Genomic DNA, 21,144 nt, shown 5'->3' with positions numbered 1-21,144 from the left:
CTCATGAAATACGGTATTCTGATGTGACAAAACCTGAATCCTGGTCGTTAAAGTGTTTGTTTGCACTCATATTTTAACTGTTAGGACTCAGGTTTTTTTATTTAAAGCAAACTATGGGACAGCAGTGCCTCAAATGTGGGCTTTTTTATCAGGCTTTTAGCTGCAATTTTTGATGCCATAACCAAAGGATTAGACAGAGTGCACTGATCGCCACACAGAAACTGATCACGGCAAATCCTAAGCCGAAGTGATCAGCCAGATACCCCACCGCGATAATCGGCACAATCGTGCCCAAATAGCCAATAAACAGGTAAGTCGACATCACGGCTGCCCGATTTTGCAAGGTTGTGATCGCATGAATCACACCGAATGCGCCCATTAAGGCAAAACCATGTCCAATCCCGAATAAAATATCACTGGCAAAGAACAAGACACTTGCTTTAAGGATCATACAAAGAGCAAGGCTAACCAAGCTCACCAGCATAATCATCAATCCAATATTCAGACATTTCTTTGCAGGAACATCTTTAGCAAAGAACTGCACCACAGCAGAAATCAGCAAAATACAGGTAATGGCGGTACCGCTGACCAAAGGACCATGCCAGGGCAAGATATCCTGCACAAAAGACGGTGACAGTGAAGCAAATAAACTGAAAGCAGCAAAGGCATTAAATGCAGTTAATCCCACAATCATGAACACAGCATGATACTGAGGTTCAGGACGCAGTAATTTCGGTGCAATACTAAAAGGCTGGCGTTCAAAAGCAGGGGTTTTTAGCCAGAATAATCCGACAAAACACAGCACTGCCCCAAGAATAATTGGGAGGTATGGAGTAATTAATGGAGCTTGAGAAAACTGCGCAATTACCCCACCCACAAACGGCCCCAAACCAAAGCCTATGGCCGTCAGAATCGATACCAGTTGTGGTGCAAGCTGCTTATGAGTTTCTGGAATGGTTTGCATCATGCCTAGCATTGCTGAAGTGGTCATCAGGCCTGAAGCAATACCAATGATAAAACGACCCACCGACAAAATCAGCGCATTCTCGGCAAAGACTGAAATGACCAAGCCAATGCTAATAAATACCAGACCAATTTGCAGGGTTCTTAAGAAACCAATCGTGTTGCTGGTACGTCCCAGGAATAACAAGGTACCCAGACAGCCAAACATATAGGCGACAAAAATATAGGTAATCTGGCTTGGCGATAAATGCCAGATCTGTTGATAAATGGGATAAAGCGGACTTGCCAGTGCTGTACCGATGGTACCCATAATCAATGCAAGACTGACCATGGCGAAAGGTCGCCATGAGATATTTTCTGTCATGTAGCTGCCGTAAAAGTTTCACCACACTTTAAAAAGAATGATGTGGAAGAAAGAAGAGAATGGGTGGCAGTGTATCGGTTAGATGAAAAAGCGGTCAATTATCTTGCTGTAAACAAAACAAAAATATTGAGCTAAACAATCAGCCATAACGTTTTAATAATTTTAAAAACTCAGCCAGTTTTTCTTCATTGACTGCAGCTTCTCCAATGACATGCTCTCTTAAATGGGTTTCGATCAACTCATTCATCAAACCGTTTATGGCACCTTTAACGGCTGCAACCTGTTGCAGGACCTGAATACAACCTGCTTCAGGATTCAGGAGAGACTGCTCTACAGCGTTCATCTGACCTTGCAAGCGCCGTACCCGGTTTAATATTTTTTTATCATCATGTACATGACTCACCACAAATCTCCAAAAATAAATATACTAGGGGGGAGTATTAATAACAGTTCCCTTTTATGCAAAAACATAACGCCGATTCGCACAGCCATCAATTTGATGAAGGTAATCCACTCGCACAGAAAAAGATTCTGTTTGCCACGATTCTGACTGCCGTCATGATGGTGCTGGAAGTATTAGGGGGATGGATCTTCCAGTCAATGGCTTTACTTGCTGATGGCTGGCATATGGGCTCGCATGTATTGGCCTTGGGACTAGCTTACTTTGCCTATAAAGCGGCCCGCCATTATGCGAATGATCCCCGCTTTAATATGGGTACTTGGCGGATTGAAATTCTGGCCAGTTATAGCAGTGCAATTTTATTGCTTGTAGTAGCCGGTTTTATGGTGATTCATTCAGTAGAACGTCTATTTTCGCCAGTTCAGATTCATTATAGCGAAGCCATTCCAATCGCGATTTTAGGACTATTGATTAATCTGGCCTGTGCCTGGTTGCTGCATGATGATGGGCACCATCACCATGATCATCATCATGGGCATTCCCATCACGAGCATGATAATAATCATGGTCATCATGACTTGAACCATAAAGCGGCCTTTCTGCATGTGGTTGCTGATGCTGTAACTTCTGTTCTGGCCATTATTGCCTTGTTTGCTGGAAAATATATGGGCTGGGATTTTCTCGATGCAGTACTGGGACTGGTCGGCTCAATCCTGATTGCACGCTGGGCGATTGGCCTGCTAAAGCAAAGTGCCAAGACTTTACTGGATGCCGATATGGATGCCCCAGTGGTCGAAGAAATACGTGAAGTCATTGCTGAATATGGGAATGATCTGCATTTAACTGACCTGCATGTATCGAGAGTCGGTAAAGGTAAATTTTCCTGTTTTGTTGCCGTTCAAACGGGAATCCCCATTAGTGCTGATCAAATCCGTGAGGCGATCTCTATTCATGAAGAAATTGTGCATATCTCGGTTGAAGTCAATCAGCATTAAAGGGGCAATGTTCCACGTGAAACATGATTGATTGATCAGTTCGATTTGAACATCAGGCTACATAAAATAGTCAGAATTTTCTTTTTAAAAAGACTAGAATCGAAACACATTTAACTTGCACCTGAGCAGGACATTCATGCAAATAAGAAATATGCTGCTGGCTTTGACCCTTTTCCCTGGCCTCAGCTTTGCCAATGTGGATATGGTTAAAGCCAATCTGGCAAAAAACAGTCCCAACCTGAAAATTGAAAATATTCAGCCCACCGAAATGAAAGGAATCTATAGCGGTTCCATGCAGGGGCAGATTGTCTATCTGAATGAAGATGCCCAGCATCTCCTAGCTGGTTCAATGTTCCGTATTCAGGACCAGCATAATCTGACTCAGGATTTATTACTCAAACAAAACAGTGTCGACTGGAAAAAGTTACCGCTACAGGATGCGATTAAATCAGTCAGAGGCACAGGAAAACGTCAGCTTGCCATCTTTTCTGACCCAAATTGCCCGTATTGTAAACAACTTGAAGTAGAGCTGAAAAAACTCAAAGATGTCACGATTTATACCTTCATTCTGCCTTTAAAACAGCAGTCAATTGCGCCGTCCAAACAGGTTTATTGTGAAAAAAATCCAGCACAGGCTTGGGAAGACCTGATTGGTCAAGGTATACAACCTAAATCGAAAAAGAGCTGTGCCAACCCGATTGAACGTAATAAACAGCTGGCACAATCACTCGGTGTAAATGGCACACCAGCGATTATTTTCTCGAATGGTTTTAAAGTCATGGGCGCTCAGCCAGCAGAACAGATTGAACAAGGTTTCAAAGAATTCGGCCTGTAAAATTCTGACTATGCTCAATAAAAAAAGAGCACCTATCTAGGTGCTCTTTTTATGAAAGAAACTTATTCAAAGCAGAGCTTAGATTCGTTTACGTTTGGTCACCATATTATAGATAAATAGGATGACTACGGCACCAATCACTGAGGCAATAAAGCCTGCGGCAGAATCTTGGGAATACAAGCCCAGCATACGTCCGGCAAAAGTCGCAACCAGTGAACCGGCAATCCCCAGCAGGGTCGTAACAATGAATCCAGCCTTGTCATCACCAGGATGAATCGCGCGTGCAACCAGACCCGCAATAAAACCCACCACAATCGCAACGATAATTGACCACATCAGCATACTCCTTGTTATCATGTCTTTGTTTTTACGTCATGTTTATCTTGCGGCAAGAAAAGCACTGAAAAAAGTCATGTCCTGCAACGGGCTGTTGCGTTTTTGTTTGCTGTGTTACTGAAATGATTCAAGAAATAAAAAAAGTGGCACGAAGCCACTTCTTTTAAACCGGTTCTTAAAGGCCGATTTCACCAATAAATGGAATATGACGGTATTTTTGATCATAGTCCAGACCGTAACCAACAATGAACTTGTCTTCGACTTCAAAGCCCAAGAATTTTACTTCCAGCTCGATTTCACGACGTGAAGGTTTGCTCACCAAAGTGCATAGTTCAATTGAGTTTGGCTGACGGGTTTGCAGGATTTCCAGGACTTTGCTTAAGGTATTACCTGAGTCAATAATATCTTCAACCACTAGCACATCTTTACCACGGATTTCACCGTCCAGATCTTTCAGGATTTTGACATCACGGCTCGAAATCGTACCGCCGCCGTAGCTGGATACAGTCATGAAGTCGAGTTCATGTGGCTTGGTAATGGCACGACACAAGTCTGCCATGAAAATCACTGAACCGCGTAACAAACCGATAAGTACAAGCTCTTTGTCACTATTGGCATAGTGTGCATCGATTTTAGCACCAAGCTCTTTGACTTTAGCTTGAATTTCTTCAGCGGAAATCATTACGCTCATTTGAACGGTCATGGGTAGATACCTAAAAAATAAAAATAGCAAAATAAAAAAGGTGTTGACCTGCAACACCTGAATTGCAGCAATTTTAATACATCCTTGCTTGAGATGCACCTGTTTTACTTGCTGTAAATGTAATCAATTTTTGGGCTGCTGTGAATCTCTCTTCAGCGCAAAGGCACAGACAGCGACGATTGCAGCCAAAATGATCCTGCGCTGACGCGATTTATTGGGCTTTGACATAGACAGCCTGTCCATAGACATAGGTTGCTGCAATATTACGGTCATCCCCCAGCATGGTCAGTGCAAAAAAGGTATCTTCAATATTTTTGGCCCTGCTCTGGCGTAGTTGTTGTAAAGCGGTGGCATTGAGATCCAGCACCACAAAGTCTGCTTCTTTGCCCACCTTGAAATTCCCCAAGCGGTCATCCAGACTTAAGGCTTTCGCACCACCTAGGGTCGCATGATATAGCGACTCAAAAGCCGAAAGTTTTTCTCCTTGCAGCTGTTGCACTTTATAAGCCTCATTTAGGGTTTGGAGCTGGTTAAAGGAGGTTCCTGCCCCGATATCAGTACCCAAGCCGACTTTCACGCCTTTATCCCAGGCTTTCTTCAGTGGAAACAAGCCGCTACCCAGGAACAGGTTTGAGGTTGGGCAGAAGGCAATCGCAGAGTCGGTTTGATGCATGCAATCCCACTCCCCTTCTTCCAGATGCACACAATGGGCAAATACGGATTTAGCGCCGGTCAGTCCATAATGATGATAGACATCCAGATAGCCTTCACGTTCCGGAAAGAGTTCTTTTACCCAGGCAATCTCATTTTTGTTTTCACTGAGATGAGTATGGATATAAACATCTGGATATTCGACTTTTAACTGCCCTGCTTTTTCCAGCTGTTCAGGCGTTGAGGTCGGAGCAAAACGTGGCGTAATCGCATAAAGATTACGTCCTTTACCATGCCATTTCTCAATCAGGGCTTTAGAGTCGCTATAGGCAGATTCTGCAGTATCCGTCAGGGCTTCAGGTGCATGGCGGTCCATTAGCACTTTACCGGCAATCAGACGCATATTCTGTGCTGTAGCCGCTTCGAACAGTGCTTCTACCGAGGCTGGATGAACGGTACAGAACACCAAAGCTGTGGTTGTACCATTTTTCAGCAATTCCTGAATAAAGAACTGTGCAATTTTCTGGCTATACGCCGGATCCTGAAACTGGATCTCAGTCGGAAAAGTATAGGTATTTAACCATTCCAGTAGCTGTTCCCCATAAGCACCGACCATTTCGGTTTGCGGGAAATGGATATGGGTATCGATCATGCCCGGAATGATGAGCTGTTCAGGATAATGAGTAACATGCAGACCTTCAGGAAGCTGCTGCTGACCTTCCTGCCAGGAACCAAACCACTGGATTATTCCATTTTTTATGATGAGTAAACCATCTTCTATATAACGCACTTGGTCGTGAATTTCACGTGCTTGGGCAACTGTATTCTGGATATCGAGGAAACGACCGCGGATGGCTGTCGTTGCAATGTGAGAAGACATTGAAAACCTGCACTTTGTAATTTTTTCGATTGATTGTAGCTGAAAAGTTCTACCTTGTAGGGGAAATACGCAACTAAAAATCTCCAAATTTTAACAATGCAAAATAGCAGCCAAGATCAGAGTAATTATCACGAGATATTTAAATAAGACTTAAATAAATAAAATGATGCTAATTAAAGTAGCCAAAACGATCACTGGCCTGAAATAAAAAAAGCCCGCATTTTGCGGACTTATCAGGAATGACGAAGCAATTATTTATAGCGCTGTTTCATTGTATTTTTTGCTATGACGGATTGATAACCATGCGGTAATCGTCAGCACAATGACAATAAAGCTCAGGGAAATCCAGATCGGCATATGGAATACTTCCAGCATCAGCATCTTGAAGCCGATAAAGACCAGAATGATCCCGAGGCCATAAGGCAGATAGTACATTTTTGATGCAGCACCAGCGAGCAGGAAGAACATGGCACGCAGACCCAGAATCGCCATCAGGTTCGCTGTTAAAACAATAAAGGGATCGGTGGTGACAGCGAAAATGGCTGGGATCGAGTCTACCGCAAAGATCACATCAGAAGCTTCCACCAGAATCAGCACCAGAAATAATGGCGTTGCCCACAGGACACCGTTCTGATGCACAAAAAATTTATTGCCACGCATTTGCGGCGTAATCCGGATATGTTTGCGTAGCCATTTCAGAACTGCCATATCTTCAATATCGGTATGCTCTTCTCCTTGGCCGCGCAGGAATTTAAAACCGGTATAAACCAGAAAAGCACCGAAGATATACAGAATCCAGGAGAATTCCTGTACAAACCAGGCACCAATAAAAATAAAGATTGTTCTGAGCACAATTGCACCCAGTACACCATATAACAGCAATTTACGTTGTAGCGCTGGTGGAATGGCAAAGGCGGCAAAGATCATCAGCCAGACAAAGACATTATCAATTGCCAAGGATTTTTCCAGCAGATAACCGGCAAAGTATTCCATGACCTTGGTATTGGCAATTGCCGCACCTGCAGTCTGCTCCAGATACAGCCATAATCCACCACCAAATAAAGTCGCGACACTGACCCAGGCGATACTCCAGTAGGCAGCGGTACGGACTTTTACTTCCTGACCATGCTGATGTTTAAAGCCGACAAAATCGATCACCAGCATGACGGCGACAATTGCGAAAAAGACAAGATACAGCCAGAGCGTACCAATTGTTTCCATGTGAATTCTCCACATCGGACGACTGGCCATAAAAAAACCTTGACCAGCTGCCAGATGAAAAACATCTATAACAACATGATCAAGGTCTTGCCTACATCTTTGTGCTCTACTGGAGGAGATCCAGTGGCATTTCAAGATGCTCAGATACCGACTTTTTGCAAAGTGTAATGACGATATTCTGACACGTTTAAAAACTGAAATTTCATTTTTAAACGTTTGGAGGAGGCTACTCCCCTTGTTCAAACTCAATTCTGTTTGAGCAATTGCTCAATATCAAATGAGCATGACAGATTTTGTGCATAATCACAAATTATTTTACAAAAAGCAGCGTTTAATCAGCGGCTTTGGGCAAAAAGTCTAGGCGCTGAACCAAATAAAGACTAAGCAGAAATCCAAGGATCGCCAGCCCGGCTCCGGCCCAGCCAATGCTCGATAGTCCAATCTGAAGCGTGACTATACTGCCAAGCAAAGCTCCTCCGCCAATACCGACATTATACAGGCCTGAATAAATGGCCATGGCAACATCTGTAGCATCTGCAGCCAGATTCAGGGTTTTAGATTGTAGGGCCAGGCTGAAACCAATGATGCTCAAACCCCACAGCAGAGATAAGCCAGAGAGGCCTGTGACTGTGCTCGACAGTGGTAATAACAGCAGCATGGAAATAACCAATCCAAAAGTAAAAGCAGGAATAGTCATTTTTGGGAACTGCGCAGCAAAACGGCCAAACAGATAGGAGCCTAGGAATCCTGCCCCGCCATAAACCAGAAGTAAAGTTGTGGTCTGGGCTGAATCAAAGTGGGCGATATTCAGGGAAAACGGTTCAATATAACTATAAGCAGTAAATTGCGCCGTAATCACCAGAATAGTGAGGGCAAAAACTAGCATCAGGCTGGGACGTTTGATCAGGCTTTTTAAGCTGCTGAGGGAGCCTGAATTGACACTTGGAAGCAATGGCAAGGTTTTGGCCAGAATCAGGCAAATGATCAATGCGAGACACGCAATCAGGGCAAAACTATTACGCCAGCCATACGCCTCACCAATCATCCGGCCAAATGGAATACCGAGCACCATCGCCATCGCTGTTCCTGTGGCCAATAAACCAAGTGCCTGAAACTCTTTACCTTTCGGTGCAACCCGAACCGCGAGTGAAGCGGTAATCGACCAGAACAAGGCATGTGCGATGGCAATCCCTATCCGACTGATCACCAGCGTGCTAAAACTCCAGGCAAAATAGGACAGCACATGACTTAAAATAAAGACCGCAAAGACCAGCATCAGTAGAAAACGCCGTTCTATGGCTTTAGTGAGCAGCATGATCGGAAGAGATAGTAGGGCCACGATCCAAGCATAAATGGTCAGCATGATGCCGGCCTGAGTGGCGGACATGGCAAAGCTTTGCCCGATTCCACTCAGTAATGCCACAGGAATAAATTCAGTAGTGTTAAAAATAAAAGCCGCGCAGGCTAAAGCGATGACACCAATCCATTGCTTGGTGACGGAAGAAGCGGAAGATGAGTCAGACATACGAAGTTGCATGCAAAAAGATGCTGCATTCTAATCCTGTCTTTCTGAATTAGGGAGTAGTTAAAATTAAATTTTTGGGGTGACATGCGATGACTCAAACTGCATCACCCTCAATCAGGCAAAATAGAGAAATAAAAAGTTATCAATATTTGAAAAAATTCACAGGAAATGATGAAAGAAAATAAAAAATTTAATCTAATATTAAAAACTTAACAATAATTCATATTATTTCTTGAGGAAGATGTTTTAAATTAAATAAACCAATAATTTTATCAAGGGATCAGCCTTCAGTATGGACATTCAACATCAAGATTCAAAACGCGGCGGTGTATTTTTTATGGAGGAAGATGGTCGACGTCTTGCTGAAATTACATATCAGTGGCAAGAAGCATCGACCATCGTGGCTGATCATACCTGGGTAGATAATTCCTTACGTGGTCAAGGCGTAGCACGCAAAATGCTGGATGTGCTGGTCGACTTTGCCCGCAAGAATAGCTTAAAAATTATTCCCCAGTGTTCCTATGCAGATGTCATGTTTAAACGTGATCGCAGCCTACAGGATGTTGCAGCTGCTATTTAGCAATTGAATTAAACTTATCCAAGATAGAGATATGTTGTAATTTGCCCTTAAGTGCAGGTACAGAAATATGCTGCAGCAGGTTATATACGCCATAACCTGCCATCAGGCCTATGCTGTTCCATAACACTTCTTCATATTTGCCTAACAGCGTAAGTATTCCCATCATCAGGCTTACGCTGATATAAAAAAACATACGACGGCGAACAAACTGTAAAAGCGTCCAGCCTATAAAAACTGAACTGAGCAGAATGTTGGTTTCGGTCGTCAAGGCCAGTTCATTCAGCATAATCAAAAGCATAAAACATATACACAACAACGCTACAGTGAAAATCAGATCTTTTAACATCAGGTTTCACTCCTTCATTATTATTGCTATATATCTGAAATCATTGATTTCCTCTCAGGAGGTAATTGTTAGAATTTTTCTTTGGAAAAGCAAACCTAAAACAATGTAAGCAAAAACGGATATTTGCTTAAAAAATGATCGACTTAAATTAAAATAATTGATTAAATTATGCTTTTAATTCTTTCTTCAGTGAGATGACCTTATGCTACAGCTTTGCTACGCCAGTGAGCGGATAGAATCTGAACAAGAGTTATTACAGGATCTTAGCGATATATTATCTGTAGCGAGAAAATTTAATAAAGCTCATCAGATTAACGGGGTTTTATATTATTCCCACGGCAAGTTTTTTCAATGTCTGGAAGGTGAAGCGGACGTGGTAGAAAATCTGTTTCAGAGTATTTGCCGTGATCCACGCCATCATCAGGTGCTTCGCTTTCAGGATGCAACAGTAGAACGTCCACATTTCTCGGAATGGTCGATGAAATATGTTCATAAACATAGTGAAATTTCTTCTTTGTTTTCACGTTTTGGTTTAGGCCAGTTTGAACCTCATGCATTGCAACAGGAACAGTTGAGTGGATTCCTGGAGCTGCTCTATCGTCTGGATGAAAATCAGGCCAATCTTGCTTCTCCTCAAGGTTATAAACAGCGTGGTTATATTCCCTATTTTTAATTGACGCTAAAAAATAAAAAAGTCCGCTATGCGGACTTTTTTTTGTTGTCGATAATGATTTAAGTCATTTCAATCATGACCTTTTTGGCAAATTCTAGCTGGTTGTCATCTACATCGACCATGATGATATTGGCTGGAGAATAAAACTGGGCAGTGAGCAAGGCACTCATGCCAATCGGGCCGGCACCGACAATCGCCACATTGTCCCCCGGTTTGACCTGACCATATTGCACACCAATTTCATGGGAGGTCGGCAAAATATCGGAAAGAAAGACCGCAACATCTTCATTCAAACCTTCTGGTAAATGATAGAGAGAAGTATCGGCAAATGGGGTTCGCACATATTCGGCATGAGTGCCGTCAATCATATAACCCATAATCCAGCCACCCTCGTTTCTACAATGGGCATACAGCTGTTTCTGGCAGTTTTCACAGGTGCCGCAGCGGCTGACACAGGAAATAATCACCTGATCGCCCTTTTTAAAGTTTTGAACTGCGGAAGCGACTTCTTCCACAATACCAATACCTTCATGACCGAGAATCCGGCCATTAAAGCTGCCGGTTTTTTCTTTTGCAACCTCCTCAATTTCGGGGTTTTTACCTTTCTATATCCCGAGGTCAGTACCACAAATGGTGACTTTGCTAAGTTTGATAATGGCATCAGTAGGTTGCAGAATGTGGGGAATGCGACGTTCTTCAAAGCGGATATTATTGGCGCCGTAATAAACCATGGCTTTCATTGTTGTCATGACAGATCTCATAAGGAAATGAGGGTCTGAACAAGAGAGATAAAGCTATTTTTTGCTGCCTTTACTTACAGCTTGGAAAATCATCAGGAGGGTGAAGGATAAAATAGGATCGAAATACTGTTGTTCTTATTGATTGTGGCTAGGGCACTCAAAGACTGCAATGAGTCTTATATCCAGATTGCAACAAAAGATAATGAAAAGAAAAAAGATAAATTTTAGCTGTTTTAACAGTGAAATAAGAAAGTTGATTCGAACTTGAATGAAGTTTAATTTTCTTAAAAAAAGATAGAAAACGAATTTAATTTTTAAAATAAAAAAGCCCGAAATTACGGGCTTTTTCATATAAATTTTAAGATTTTAAAGCACTAATCAGTTTCTGATGTAGGCCGCCAAAACCGCCATTGGACATGATTACCACGGCATCGCCCTCACCTGCTTCAGCCACCACGGTCTGGATAATCTCATCCAGAGTACGTGCGACTACAGCTTTATTTGGCGCAGCATTAATTACCGGTTGCAGATCCCAATCCAGACCTTCCGGTTGATACCAGATCACCTCATCGGCCAGACGCGCGGAATGTGCCAAACCATCTTTATGGCTGCCCATACGCATGGTATTGGAACGTGGTTCAATAATCGCCCACAGCTTACGTTCACCGAGACGCTTGCGTGCGCCATCAAGGGTGGTATCAATCGCGGTTGGGTGATGGGCAAAGTCATCATAGACTTCAATGCCGCGTACAGTGTCCAGCAGTTCCATACGGCGCTTAACACCGCCAAAGTTTGAGAGTGCTTCACAAGCCGTTTCAATAGAGACACCGACATGTTCAGCAGCAGCAATCGTGGCTAGTGCATTGGCTACACTATGCTGACCCGTCATATTCCATTTCACTTCGCCTTTCACGATACCGTGTTGCAATACCTTGAAGTGAGAACCATCTTCTGAAAGCTGTTCAGCATAAAGCTCAGATTTCTCATTGGTGTCTAATGAAGTGCGAATAACAGGTGTCCAGCAGCCTTGCTCTAACACTTCATCAATATTTGTTTCAGTAATTGGCGCAATAATGCGGCCTTCACTTGGAATGGTACGCACTAAATGGTGGAACTGTTTCTGGATTGCTGCCAGATCATCAAAGATATCAGCATGGTCAAATTCCAGATTGTTCAGAATCGCAGTTTTAGGATGGTAATGCACGAACTTGGAACGCTTGTCGAAGAAAGCAGAATCGTATTCATCGGCTTCAACACAGAAGTATTTACCGCCACCTAAGCGCGCACTTTCAGAAAAGCCAAGCGGGACACCGCCAATCAGGAAGCCAGGTTCTAAACCGGCCTGATCCAGTACCCATGCCAGCATGGTGGTGGTTGTGGTTTTACCATGGGTACCGGCCACACCTAAAACGTGTTTACCTTGTAGCACATGATCTGCCAGGAACTGCGGACCTGAAATATAAGGCAGACCTTCATTCAGCATATATTCCACGGCATCAATACCACGTTTCATGGCATTGCCGACAATCACCAGATCCGGATGCGGCTGTAAATGGCTATGGTCATAGCCCTGCATCAAAGTAATGCCTGCATTTTCCAACTGGGTCGACATCGGTGGATAAACGTTTTGATCCGATCCTGTCACCTTATGGCCTAGATCACGTGCCAGTAATGCCAGTGAACCCATAAAGGTGCCACAAATACCCAAAATATGCAGATGCATCTACTTCACTCCATTTTGCCTGACACATCACTTTGTACTGGTGCTGTTGCCATGATTTATTCGATTTGCAAGCAACGATAGCAAGGCTTTGACCGAAAAGATAGTCAAAGTTCAAGCATTCCTGCGGGATTTTTTAAATCCTGTTTCACAGACAAATTCAGGGAAATTTTCAAGCTTCCGGAATATCTTTTGGCAAAATAAATCGTAAAATAAGCCCGAACTTTTTGCAGAGTGCATGCAGATGCTACCGGCTCTCTTTCTTCTGGTGATTGCCAACTGTTTTATGACCCTGGCCTGGTATGGACATCTCAAATTCCTGCCGCATGATGCACCGCTGTGGCAGGCGATTTTATTTAGCTGGGCCATTGCCCTGTTTGAATATAGCCTGATGATTCCAGCAACCAAATTATTAGCCCAACAGGGACTGGCGGTAGGTCAAATGAAAATTACCCAGGAAGTCGTCACTCTACTGGTCTTTGTTCCCTTTATGATTTTCTTGTTCAAACAGCCGTTTAAACTGGATTATTTATGGGCAGCACTATGTCTCTGTGGCTGTGTCTATTTTGTATTCCGCAGTTCCTGAAATCATCTACTAGCCACTACTTCCCTATTTTTATTCCAGTTTTTAAGAATCCGCTAAAAAAATAAGAAAAATCGAGCCTTGCTTTGACTGTTAAATTTTATGAAGCTGAAAAATCAGTCTATAATATGCCTTCCTATTCAAGCTTGGCTCTCTCGTCGAGATTTATCTTTCTTACTTTAATCTCTGGAAAATTTGCAATGAATGCGGCTGCTGCACAAGATACTCCTCTCGTAGGTATTATCATGGGTTCTCAATCGGATTGGGCAACTCTCGAACACACTGCCAATATGCTCAAGCAGCTTGGTGTCCCATTTGAAGCCGAAGTCGTTTCCGCACACCGTACCCCGGACCGTCTGTTTGAATATGCTGAACAAGCGCGTGATCGTGGTATTCAGGTGATTATTGCCGGTGCGGGTGGTGCAGCGCATTTACCAGGTATGTGTGCAGCCAAAACTGATCTGCCAGTACTGGGTGTACCCGTCAAATCTTCGATCTTAAATGGTGTCGATTCATTGCTTTCTATCGTGCAAATGCCAGCGGGTATCGCCGTAGGAACATTGGCGATCGGTCCTGCCGGTGCAACCAATGCAGCTATTATGGCAGCACAGATTTTAGGTTTAACCCGTCCAGAGATCGCAAAAAATGTCGCAGATTTCCGCGCGGCACAAACCGAGAAAGTCGCAAGTAACAATATTCCAGGTCAAATGTAAGTCCAAGCTTAATACGGGATCAAACACAATGGATAAAACCATCGGTATTTTTGGTGGCGGCCAGTTAGGTCGGATGATGGCACAAGCCGCACTACCTCTAAATATTCAATGTACGTTCTTTGAAGCCAATACGGACTGCCCTTCTGCGGCTTTAGGTCCGGTTTTCTCCACCAAAGCTGTAAATGGCTTGCAGGACTTTATCAATAGCGCAGATGTCTTTAGCCTGGAGTTTGAAAATACACCATTGGCTGATATCGATGTTTTAACGCAAAACAAAGATTTGCATCCACCACGTCAGGCTTTAGCCATCGCACAGCATCGTCTGTCTGAAAAAGCCCTATTTGATGAACTGGAAATTCCGGTTGCACCGTATAAAGCGGTAACTTCACTGGAAAGCTTGCAGACGGCCGTGGCTGAGCTTGGCTTACCGATCGTGCTAAAAACCTCTCGTGGTGGTTACGATGGTAAAGGTCAGTTTGTTTTACGTTCAGCTGATCAAATTGATCAGGCTTGGGCGGAACTCGGCCCTGCTGGTGAACTGATCGCAGAAAGTTTTGTGACTTTCTCGCGTGAAGTATCGATCATTGCGGTACGTGGTCAAAATGGTGATGTGAAAACCTGGCCATTGGCTGAAAATCATCACCACAACGGCATCCTGTCGCACTCGATTGTTCCGGCACCCAATAGTGCGGATCTGCAGCCAGTCGCGCAGGATTACATCACTCGCCTGCTGAATCACTTGGATTATGTGGGTGTATTGACTCTTGAGCTGTTTGTGACAGACAAAGGCCTGTATGCAAACGAGATGGCACCACGTGTGCATAACTCAGGTCACTGGTCGATTGAAGGCGCTGTTTGCTCGCAGTTTGAAAACCATGTTCGTGCGGTCGCAGGTCTGCCACTGGGCTCAACTGAAGTGGTGCGTCCAACCGTGATGGTAAACATTATCGGTCAGCATCCCAAATCTGAAGATGTCCTGACTTTAGAAGGCGCACACCTGCATCTGTACAATAAAACAGAACGTGAAGGTCGCAAGATTGGTCACATCACTTTGATGCCCACAGACAGCGCTCAGCTGACCACTTTATGCCGTCAACTGGCGAAGATTTTACCGAATCCATTGGCATTGAGCGAAGATATGACCATCTAAGCTTTAAGCTGCTGATAAAAAAAGCGATCACTTCGGTGATCGCTTTTTTATTTGTCCAGATTCAGGCATGATTGCGCCTCTTTAAAAATCCCCTGCCATTGGTCGGATCATTTTTAAAATCAATTGCTTATAAACTGATCAATTGAGTATAAATATAATAATTTAATTCGCTGCTATTTTGGGCTGAATTCTGGGTTATTCACTTGTGGATAAACTTAATATTGAGTTTGAATTTAAAACTGGAAATAGATTTTGAATTTAAATTCATAAAAATAAATTCAAATTTAAAAATGAACTTTGAATTTAAACTTCGCTGCTTAAATTTAAATTCAAAAATATGAATTCAAATTTAAAAGCTGATCAATGAATTCAAAGTTCTGAATTTAAATATAGTTACTTCTAATAAAAATGAATTTAAAATAGAAATACTATATACCAGAAGCCTTTGGCTGATTGAGCAGTCCTAATCTAAAGACAAGTTATCCATAATAAATTTTTAAATTCAAAAGTAATTTCCTGAGTTTTGAATTTAAATTTAAAAAATGAGCCTGATTTGAATTTAAAATGGACTTGTGGATAAGTTTTTAAATTTAAAAGCTACAAAATGAATTCAAAAGTGTAGGAATTATGAATTTAAATTTACGCATTGGCGCTTTAATTTTCGTCATGAGCTGCTAAGGTAGAAACATAATTCAAAATCTAGATATTTAAGGGTCTTATGCAACGGCTTGCACTTTTTGTTGGTTCTTTGGTTTTAGCTGCTACACAGGCACAGGCAGAACTGATTATTAATGGTCAGCGTGTGACATCAACGGATATATCCTCTGTTCCGAGCAGCCCCGTCAATTATGCGTCCCAAAATAATTTTCAGAATTGTCTTGCCAATTTGCGCAGTCAGGCGATTGCACAAGGCGTAAGTGGTTCAACCTACGATCGTTATACGCAAAATTTAACACCCGATTATTCTGTGATTGAAAAGCTGAATTATCAGCCTGAGTTTTCGACTCCGATCTGGGATTATCTGTCCGGACTGGTGGATGAAGAGCGTGTGCAGCTGGGTCGACAGAAACTGCAGCAACATCGTGAGGTATTAAACCGGATTAGCGCAGCCTATGGAGTGCCGGCAGAAACTATCGTAGCTGTATGGGGCGTAGAAAGTAATTTTGGAGATATTTCCGGGAAATATCCTTTATTACAGTCTTTGGGTACTTTGAGTTGTGAAGGTCGTCGTCAAAGTTATTTCCGTGGTGAATTTTTTACCACCATGAAATTGCTGCAACGGGGTGATGTCTATGAAAACCAATTAAAAGGTTCGTGGGCAGGGGCTTTTGGTCATACCCAGTTTATGCCATCGACCTATGATGAGCTGGCGGTTGATTTTGATGGTGACGGTCGTCGTGATTTAATCGGCAGTATTCCTGATGCACTGGCTTCTACAGCCAATTTCCTGAAAAAACGTGGCTGGCAGACTGGCCAACCCTGGGGCTTTGAAGTAAAAATTCCACAAGGCATGTCTGTTGCAGGCGAAAGCCGACGCAATAAAAAATCACTGAGTAGCTGGATGAACCGTGGTGTGGTGCGTGCTGACGGTACTCCGCTATTGCAGGGCAATTTATCAGAATCTTCTCAGGCTGGCTTGCTGGCACCTGCAGGTGAAAATGGCCCGGTATTTTTAGTCTTTAAAAACTTCGATGCTATTTACAGCTATAACGCAGCAGAAAGTTATGCCTTAGCGATTGCACATTTATCTGACCGCTTACAAGGTAAGGGAAGCATCCAGGCAGCTTGGCCAACCGATGATCCGGGTACGTCACGTGCGGAACGTCGCGAGATCCAGCAATTCCTGTTAAATCGTGGCTATGATATTGGTGAGGTAGATGGTCTGATTGGAGATAAAACCCGTCAGGCGATTCGTCAGGAACAGAACCGTCTGGGTTTAAGCCCGACCGGTCGCGCAGGACAGCAAATCCTGCGTGCATTTAGAAATGAAAATGCCAAATTCATGATGCGTTAGGAAGAATTTAGATATGATCTAAATATGATTCTTCATCATAAAAAAGGTCTGTAAATATGCAGACCTTTTTTACAACTATATATAGTGAGCTTAAAGCTGCTCTTATACAGAGGTAATTGTACCCAGAACACGATAACCTGATGCGCCTGTCACAGCCGGCAGATTGCCGCTGAGTTGATTCATAAAACGCATCGCCAGCCAGGCAAAAGCCGTGCCTTCTACCCAAGTCGGATTTAAGCCAAGATCGGCTGTGGTTTGTACGCTCCAATGATGTTTACGCAAACGCCAGCGTAACTGTTCCAATAAATGTGAATTATAGGCACCACCACCACAAACATAAACTTCACCGGTATCCAGACCGGAACGGTAAATGGCTTTTTTAATCGCACGGGTCGTGAGCTTCATTAAAGTAGCTTGCACATTCTCTGGTGTATCTTCAAGTTCATCATATTGAAGGTCATTGCGCCAGTCGGCAATCTGTTCATCCAGCCATTCCAGATTGAAGTCTTCGCGGCCAGTACTTTTGGGTGGCTCTTTTGAGAAGAACTCATGTTCCTGTAAACGGTCCAGCAGGCTACGGATTGGCGTGCCATAAGCCGCCCAGTTACCATTTTCATCAAAAGGCTGGCCGGTATAACGCTGACACCAGGCATCCATCAGAATATTGGCAGGGCCGGTATCAAAGCCATACACCTGATCCGGTTGACCTGCCGGCAGAATACTCACATTGGCAATGCCGCCCAGATTCAGAATCACGCGGTGAATGCTGTCATGCTGGAAAATATCTTGGTGAAAAGCCGGAACTAAAGGCGCGCCTTGACCGCCAGCAGCCAGATCGCGACGACGGAAATCGGAAATGACCGGAATCTGGGTGATTTCCGTAATAATATTTGGATCACCAATTTGCAGGGTAAAACCATGTTCAGGACGATGCCGGATGGTCTGACCATGCGAGCCAATTGCCTTGATTTGAGATCGATCTAAATTATTTTCTTTAATCAGCGTATTGATGCCATGACCAATCATTTGTGCCAGTGCGACATCAGCTTTGCCCATGCGGTCGATTTCATTGTCATCTGGCAAAGTCAGTGCCATCAGTTCATCACGAAGATCGGGATCAAAAGGCAAGGTGAGGGTGGCATGAAGCTGAAGTGGATCAAAAGAAGCAGCAACAATATCGACACCATCCATGCTTGTGCCGGTCATTACCCCAATATAGATCGCTGTCATGATTATTCTTAAGCCTGCAATGTGCTGAAAAAGTGTTAGTATATCGCACAAATTGAATAACTGATGTATTTGGATTTTGTGATGTCAAATTTCCTGCCGGCTGAAGAACAACTTGCCCTCATCCAACGAGGCACCCACGAAATTATTTCCGAAGAAGACCTTCTGAAGAAATTAAAGCAGAATCGTCCTTTAAAAATTAAAGCGGGTTTTGACCCAACTGCACCGGATCTGCACCTAGGTCATACAGTTTTAATCAATAAATTAAAAGTATTCCAGGACTTGGGTCATGAAGTGTACTTCCTGATTGGTGACTACACTGCGATGATCGGTGACCCGACTGGTAAGAGTGCAACCCGCCCGCCATTGTCACGCGAGCAGGTACTAGAAAACGCAAAAACCTACCAGGAACAAGTATTTAAAATTCTTGATCCAAACAAAACCAAAGTCGTGTTTAACTCGGAATGGTTTGCACAAAAAACTGCAGCTGATTTGATTCAATTGGCATCACAACAAACAGTTGCACGTATGTTAGAGCGTGATGACTTCACCAAGCGTTATAACAACCAGCAACCGATTGCGATTCACGAATTCTTATATCCACTGGTTCAAGGTTATGACTCAATTGCTTTAGAAGCTGACGTGGAGTTAGGGGGTACAGACCAGACCTTTAACCTGTTGATGGGCCGTACCCTGCAAGGCCGTTATAACCAGGAAGCGCAGGTATGTATCACTGTGCCAATTCTTGAAGGTCTGGATGGCGTGAACAAGATGTCTAAATCTTTAGGCAACTATATTGGTGTATTTGATGCACCGGGCGCGATGTATCAGAAAGTCCTCTCTATGCCGGATTCATTGATTGAGCGTTATTTCGATCTGCTTAGCTTCAAATCTATAGAAGAAATTCAAGGCTTGCTGAAAGAAATCGAAGAAGGCCGTAACCCGCAGGAAGTGAAACGTATTTTGGCGCTGGAACTGGTAGAACGTTTCCATGATGCTGAAGCCGCTGCACATGCGCATAAAGGTGCAGGTAATATCATTACTGAAGGTGAACTGCCAGAAGGTACGCCAGAAGTGACCATTTCACGTGGTGAATTTGGTGGTGAGATATTCATTACTTCAATTTTACGTGAAGCTGGCTTAACCAAAAATGCTGCTCAAGCTAAAGATGCCTTAGGCCGCGGCACTGTAAAAGTGGACTGGAAACCGGTTGATGCGTCTTTTTCTGTGAAAGAGAACGTAACTTTAATTATTCAGGCCAGCAAAAAAGCAATTGCAAAAGTGACCTTCGTTGACTAAGGCTGGTTCTAAGTTATTGAAATAAAAGCAGGCTTCGGCCTGCTTTTATTTTTTAAGTTGTATATGAATTATATAAATATAGAAATTCAAAAAAAACCTTATAAAAACAACATTTAAATTTTGCCATTTGGCTTGCATTTCTGGTTTTTTGTGTATAAGATTTATTCGTCTAGAGATTCCGTGAAAAGCATATCTAGAGGGTAATGATCAATAACAGACAACTCCATAATTGATCAGGTCTCTAAGTAAAGAGACAAGTTAATATAATGTGAATAACTATAATAATGACATAATGGATCGGGTAAAGATTCAATTCTAAGGAAGAGATTTTGGGAGAGATCTCTTCCTTTTTTATTGGTGTTGTCTGGCTATATGTTCAATCTTCAATATATTCAAAACAAAGATGGATGAATCAGCTGGAATTCAGGTTAAATCCATGGTGAGATGCATGAATCATTTTTGAATCTCAATCTATCTATAAAAAGAAAGGTAAATAAGGTGTATCAATACCAGACTGAACAGATGTTTGATGAAGACATTGATTTCATTTTGCGTTTTCTCTTCGAATATGAATCTGAGGAGCAGAAACAAAAAATCTTTTGATCAGGCACAGACCTTATTTCAGCAATTAGATCATGCCTCCCACTATTTACTCTTTTCATTAGTCAAAGAACGTCTGCCACGTCGGGCCAAATTATTGTTTGCTGCTGAAGATTACAATGGCAAGAAAGAAGTGATTGAGGAAGTGATGCAGCATTGGGTAAAAGATAGATACTCAAATGTGGCTTAACCGATTTTAAACTTCTGGCTTATTCTTCTGCACTTAAGTAAGCTTTCTGGATGATCTGAAATCTAGAAAGATCATATCCTCATTTTTGCTTCTTAAAAGCGGGTGTTAAGAAAAAATCTGTATTCAGCAAGGATTTTGATCTTAAAAAAAGCTCCATATCTATAAGTCGGATAGAAAACAGCAAAATGTGTAAGCTGATATAAGAAAGTTTCGGAAAATTCTGGATACAGCCCTTAAATTGTACGGTCTTATTTAAAAATCAGGTGGTGTTTTAAAAAGTATGCTGACATTAAATGAAGCCATTATTGGTGTAAAAGAAAGTTAAGTCGAAGGCTTTAAAATGGTTTTCAAGCTTTTTGGAGAAATTACAACTTCTTCTAAAACCACGCCTTATTCGATGCCTTATTTTGCAATTATTACCTTCAATTCCTACAGT

General features: G+C 42.8%; 21 protein-coding genes and 2 pseudogenes. 10 read left to right on the top strand and 13 right to left on the bottom strand.

The window, feature by feature from the left end:
- Positions 1 to 148: 148 nt before the first annotated feature.
- Both ACEWB7_RS13930 and ACEWB7_RS13925 read right to left on the bottom strand, forming a co-directional pair.
- Positions 149 to 1,294: an MFS transporter gene (locus tag ACEWB7_RS13930; protein ID WP_411580911.1), complete on the bottom strand. Its 1,146-nt coding sequence runs from the start codon at positions 1,292 to 1,294 to the stop codon at positions 149 to 151.
- 172 nt (positions 1,295 to 1,466) lie between these two features.
- Positions 1,467 to 1,730: a metal/formaldehyde-sensitive transcriptional repressor gene (locus ACEWB7_RS13925; RefSeq protein WP_159124458.1), complete on the bottom strand. Its 264-nt coding sequence runs from the start codon at positions 1,728 to 1,730 to the stop codon at positions 1,467 to 1,469.
- A 56-nt stretch (positions 1,731 to 1,786) separates the two neighbouring features.
- On the opposite strand from ACEWB7_RS13925, the gene dmeF reads away from it, so the two are divergent.
- Together dmeF and ACEWB7_RS13915 are read left to right on the top strand one after the other, a co-directional pair.
- A complete protein-coding gene (dmeF, locus tag ACEWB7_RS13920) occupies positions 1,787 to 2,722 on the top strand; it encodes a CDF family Co(II)/Ni(II) efflux transporter DmeF (RefSeq protein WP_262738609.1) in 936 nt (311 codons plus the stop codon).
- Between the two features lie 136 nt (positions 2,723 to 2,858).
- The gene (locus ACEWB7_RS13915) at positions 2,859 to 3,557 is read left to right on the top strand and encodes a DsbC family protein (RefSeq protein WP_411580910.1); all 699 of its coding nucleotides are present in this window, start codon (positions 2,859 to 2,861) and stop codon (positions 3,555 to 3,557) included.
- Between the two features lie 78 nt (positions 3,558 to 3,635).
- Here the strand turns inward: ACEWB7_RS13915 and ACEWB7_RS13910 are convergent, their stop codons facing one another.
- The 5 genes from ACEWB7_RS13910 to ACEWB7_RS13890 all read right to left on the bottom strand — a co-directional run bounded on the left by ACEWB7_RS13910 (position 3,636) and on the right by ACEWB7_RS13890 (position 8,873).
- On the bottom strand, positions 3,636 to 3,893 hold the full coding sequence (locus ACEWB7_RS13910) for a GlsB/YeaQ/YmgE family stress response membrane protein (RefSeq protein ID WP_034171345.1): 258 nt from the start codon (positions 3,891 to 3,893) through the stop codon (positions 3,636 to 3,638).
- Positions 3,894 to 4,068: 175 nt separating this feature from the next.
- Positions 4,069 to 4,596 carry a hypoxanthine phosphoribosyltransferase gene (gene hpt, locus ACEWB7_RS13905; RefSeq protein WP_004780337.1) on the bottom strand — a complete coding sequence of 176 codons (528 nt, stop codon included), beginning with the start codon at positions 4,594 to 4,596 and terminating at the stop codon, positions 4,069 to 4,071.
- Between the two features lie 211 nt (positions 4,597 to 4,807).
- Positions 4,808 to 6,127: a guanine deaminase gene (gene guaD / locus ACEWB7_RS13900; RefSeq protein ID WP_262738610.1), complete on the bottom strand. Its 1,320-nt coding sequence runs from the start codon at positions 6,125 to 6,127 to the stop codon at positions 4,808 to 4,810.
- Positions 6,128 to 6,382: 255 nt separating this feature from the next.
- Positions 6,383 to 7,348, bottom strand: coding sequence for a TerC family protein (locus ACEWB7_RS13895; RefSeq protein ID WP_262738611.1), 966 nt, complete (start codon positions 7,346 to 7,348; stop codon positions 6,383 to 6,385).
- A 331-nt stretch (positions 7,349 to 7,679) separates the two neighbouring features.
- On the bottom strand, positions 7,680 to 8,873 hold the full coding sequence (locus ACEWB7_RS13890; protein WP_034580709.1) for a sugar transporter: 1,194 nt from the start codon (positions 8,871 to 8,873) through the stop codon (positions 7,680 to 7,682).
- Positions 8,874 to 9,165: 292 nt separating this feature from the next.
- Between ACEWB7_RS13890 and ACEWB7_RS13885 the strand changes: the two genes are divergently transcribed.
- On the top strand, positions 9,166 to 9,453 hold the full coding sequence (locus tag ACEWB7_RS13885; protein ID WP_180052808.1) for a GNAT family N-acetyltransferase: 288 nt from the start codon (positions 9,166 to 9,168) through the stop codon (positions 9,451 to 9,453).
- Here the strand turns inward: ACEWB7_RS13885 and ACEWB7_RS13880 are convergent.
- Positions 9,446 to 9,799 carry a hypothetical protein gene (locus tag ACEWB7_RS13880; RefSeq protein WP_005233077.1) on the bottom strand — a complete coding sequence of 118 codons (354 nt, stop codon included), beginning with the start codon at positions 9,797 to 9,799 and terminating at the stop codon, positions 9,446 to 9,448. The genes ACEWB7_RS13885 and ACEWB7_RS13880 overlap by 8 nt on opposite strands.
- A gap of 202 nt (positions 9,800 to 10,001) precedes the next feature.
- Here ACEWB7_RS13880 and ACEWB7_RS13875 point away from each other — a divergent pair, with 202 nt between their 5' ends.
- Complete coding sequence (locus tag ACEWB7_RS13875; RefSeq protein WP_262738612.1) at positions 10,002 to 10,472, top strand: BLUF domain-containing protein; 471 nt, start codon at positions 10,002 to 10,004, stop codon at positions 10,470 to 10,472.
- 59 nt (positions 10,473 to 10,531) lie between these two features.
- Here the strand turns inward: ACEWB7_RS13875 and ACEWB7_RS13870 are convergent, their stop codons facing one another.
- The 3 genes from ACEWB7_RS13870 to mpl form a co-directional block, all read right to left on the bottom strand.
- Positions 10,532 to 11,014: an alcohol dehydrogenase catalytic domain-containing protein gene (locus tag ACEWB7_RS13870; RefSeq protein WP_281429799.1), complete on the bottom strand. Its 483-nt coding sequence runs from the start codon at positions 11,012 to 11,014 to the stop codon at positions 10,532 to 10,534.
- Positions 11,015 to 11,077: 63 nt separating this feature from the next.
- Positions 11,078 to 11,221, bottom strand: a complete 144-nt coding sequence (locus ACEWB7_RS13865; RefSeq protein ID WP_313660696.1) for an alanine acetyltransferase — start codon at positions 11,219 to 11,221, stop codon at positions 11,078 to 11,080.
- Positions 11,222 to 11,570: 349 nt separating this feature from the next.
- Positions 11,571 to 12,935 (bottom strand): UDP-N-acetylmuramate:L-alanyl-gamma-D-glutamyl-meso-diaminopimelate ligase, encoded by a 1,365-nt coding sequence (gene mpl / locus ACEWB7_RS13860; RefSeq protein ID WP_262738613.1) that lies wholly within the window; start codon positions 12,933 to 12,935, stop codon positions 11,571 to 11,573.
- 241 nt (positions 12,936 to 13,176) lie between these two features.
- Here mpl and ACEWB7_RS13855 point away from each other — a divergent pair, with 241 nt between their 5' ends.
- The 4 genes from ACEWB7_RS13855 (at position 13,177) to ACEWB7_RS13840 (ending at position 17,392) form a co-directional block, all read left to right on the top strand.
- Positions 13,177 to 13,518: a DMT family protein gene (locus ACEWB7_RS13855; protein WP_004780323.1), complete on the top strand. Its 342-nt coding sequence runs from the start codon at positions 13,177 to 13,179 to the stop codon at positions 13,516 to 13,518.
- A gap of 197 nt (positions 13,519 to 13,715) precedes the next feature.
- Positions 13,716 to 14,228, top strand: coding sequence for a 5-(carboxyamino)imidazole ribonucleotide mutase (purE, locus tag ACEWB7_RS13850; protein WP_180004433.1), 513 nt, complete (start codon positions 13,716 to 13,718; stop codon positions 14,226 to 14,228).
- 28 nt (positions 14,229 to 14,256) lie between these two features.
- Positions 14,257 to 15,378 carry a 5-(carboxyamino)imidazole ribonucleotide synthase gene (locus ACEWB7_RS13845; RefSeq protein WP_262738614.1) on the top strand — a complete coding sequence of 374 codons (1,122 nt, stop codon included), beginning with the start codon at positions 14,257 to 14,259 and terminating at the stop codon, positions 15,376 to 15,378.
- A gap of 718 nt (positions 15,379 to 16,096) precedes the next feature.
- Positions 16,097 to 17,392, top strand: coding sequence for a lytic murein transglycosylase (locus tag ACEWB7_RS13840; RefSeq protein WP_262738615.1), 1,296 nt, complete (start codon positions 16,097 to 16,099; stop codon positions 17,390 to 17,392).
- A gap of 102 nt (positions 17,393 to 17,494) precedes the next feature.
- Here ACEWB7_RS13840 and ACEWB7_RS13835 read toward each other — a convergent pair whose 3' ends face one another.
- Positions 17,495 to 18,622: an anhydro-N-acetylmuramic acid kinase gene (locus ACEWB7_RS13835; RefSeq protein WP_180012277.1), complete on the bottom strand. Its 1,128-nt coding sequence runs from the start codon at positions 18,620 to 18,622 to the stop codon at positions 17,495 to 17,497.
- Positions 18,623 to 18,685: 63 nt separating this feature from the next.
- On the opposite strand from ACEWB7_RS13835, the gene tyrS reads away from it, so the two are divergent.
- On the top strand, positions 18,686 to 19,918 hold the full coding sequence (gene tyrS / locus ACEWB7_RS13830) for a tyrosine--tRNA ligase (protein ID WP_411580909.1): 1,233 nt from the start codon (positions 18,686 to 18,688) through the stop codon (positions 19,916 to 19,918).
- Positions 19,919 to 20,416: 498 nt separating this feature from the next.
- Positions 20,417 to 20,708 (top strand): annotated as a pseudogene (locus ACEWB7_RS13825) (hypothetical protein).
- Positions 20,709 to 20,997: 289 nt separating this feature from the next.
- Here the strand turns inward: ACEWB7_RS13825 and ACEWB7_RS13820 are convergent.
- Positions 20,998 to 21,144: pseudogene (locus tag ACEWB7_RS13820) on the bottom strand (IS1 family transposase); the annotation flags it as partial.

It is taken from the genome of Acinetobacter sp. NIOH-H-8 (assembly GCF_046635365.1).
Lineage (GTDB): Bacteria > Pseudomonadota > Gammaproteobacteria > Pseudomonadales > Moraxellaceae > Acinetobacter.
Note: the sequence above shows the minus strand (reverse complement) of the source record. Positions and strands in the feature narration are given on the sequence as shown.

Bases quoted from the DNA above. Each gene is read 5' to 3' on its own strand.
- ACEWB7_RS13840 (WP_262738615.1), top strand. From the start codon at position 16,097: ATGCAACGGCTTGCACTTTTTGTTGGTTCTTTGGTTTTAGCTGCTACA.
- ACEWB7_RS13845 (WP_262738614.1), top strand. From the start codon at position 14,257: ATGGATAAAACCATCGGTATTTTTGGTGGCGGCCAGTTAGGTCGGATG.
- ACEWB7_RS13930 (WP_411580911.1), bottom strand. From the start codon at position 1,294: ATGGTCAGTCTTGCATTGATTATGGGTACCATCGGTACAGCACTGGCA.
- ACEWB7_RS13880 (WP_005233077.1), bottom strand. From the start codon at position 9,799: ATGTTAAAAGATCTGATTTTCACTGTAGCGTTGTTGTGTATATGTTTT.
- ACEWB7_RS13875 (WP_262738612.1), top strand. From the start codon at position 10,002: ATGCTACAGCTTTGCTACGCCAGTGAGCGGATAGAATCTGAACAAGAG.
- guaD (WP_262738610.1), bottom strand. From the start codon at position 6,127: ATGTCTTCTCACATTGCAACGACAGCCATCCGCGGTCGTTTCCTCGAT.
- hpt (WP_004780337.1), bottom strand. From the start codon at position 4,596: ATGACCGTTCAAATGAGCGTAATGATTTCCGCTGAAGAAATTCAAGCT.
- tyrS (WP_411580909.1), top strand. From the start codon at position 18,686: ATGTATTTGGATTTTGTGATGTCAAATTTCCTGCCGGCTGAAGAACAA.
- ACEWB7_RS13855 (WP_004780323.1), top strand. From the start codon at position 13,177: ATGCTACCGGCTCTCTTTCTTCTGGTGATTGCCAACTGTTTTATGACC.
- dmeF (WP_262738609.1), top strand. From the start codon at position 1,787: ATGCAAAAACATAACGCCGATTCGCACAGCCATCAATTTGATGAAGGT.
- ACEWB7_RS13865 (WP_313660696.1), bottom strand. From the start codon at position 11,221: ATGACAACAATGAAAGCCATGGTTTATTACGGCGCCAATAATATCCGC.
- ACEWB7_RS13895 (WP_262738611.1), bottom strand. From the start codon at position 7,348: ATGGAAACAATTGGTACGCTCTGGCTGTATCTTGTCTTTTTCGCAATT.
- ACEWB7_RS13835 (WP_180012277.1), bottom strand. From the start codon at position 18,622: ATGACAGCGATCTATATTGGGGTAATGACCGGCACAAGCATGGATGGT.
- ACEWB7_RS13890 (WP_034580709.1), bottom strand. From the start codon at position 8,873: ATGTCTGACTCATCTTCCGCTTCTTCCGTCACCAAGCAATGGATTGGT.
- ACEWB7_RS13910 (WP_034171345.1), bottom strand. From the start codon at position 3,893: ATGTGGTCAATTATCGTTGCGATTGTGGTGGGTTTTATTGCGGGTCTG.
- mpl (WP_262738613.1), bottom strand. From the start codon at position 12,935: ATGCATCTGCATATTTTGGGTATTTGTGGCACCTTTATGGGTTCACTG.
- ACEWB7_RS13885 (WP_180052808.1), top strand. From the start codon at position 9,166: ATGGACATTCAACATCAAGATTCAAAACGCGGCGGTGTATTTTTTATG.
- purE (WP_180004433.1), top strand. From the start codon at position 13,716: ATGAATGCGGCTGCTGCACAAGATACTCCTCTCGTAGGTATTATCATG.
- ACEWB7_RS13915 (WP_411580910.1), top strand. From the start codon at position 2,859: ATGCAAATAAGAAATATGCTGCTGGCTTTGACCCTTTTCCCTGGCCTC.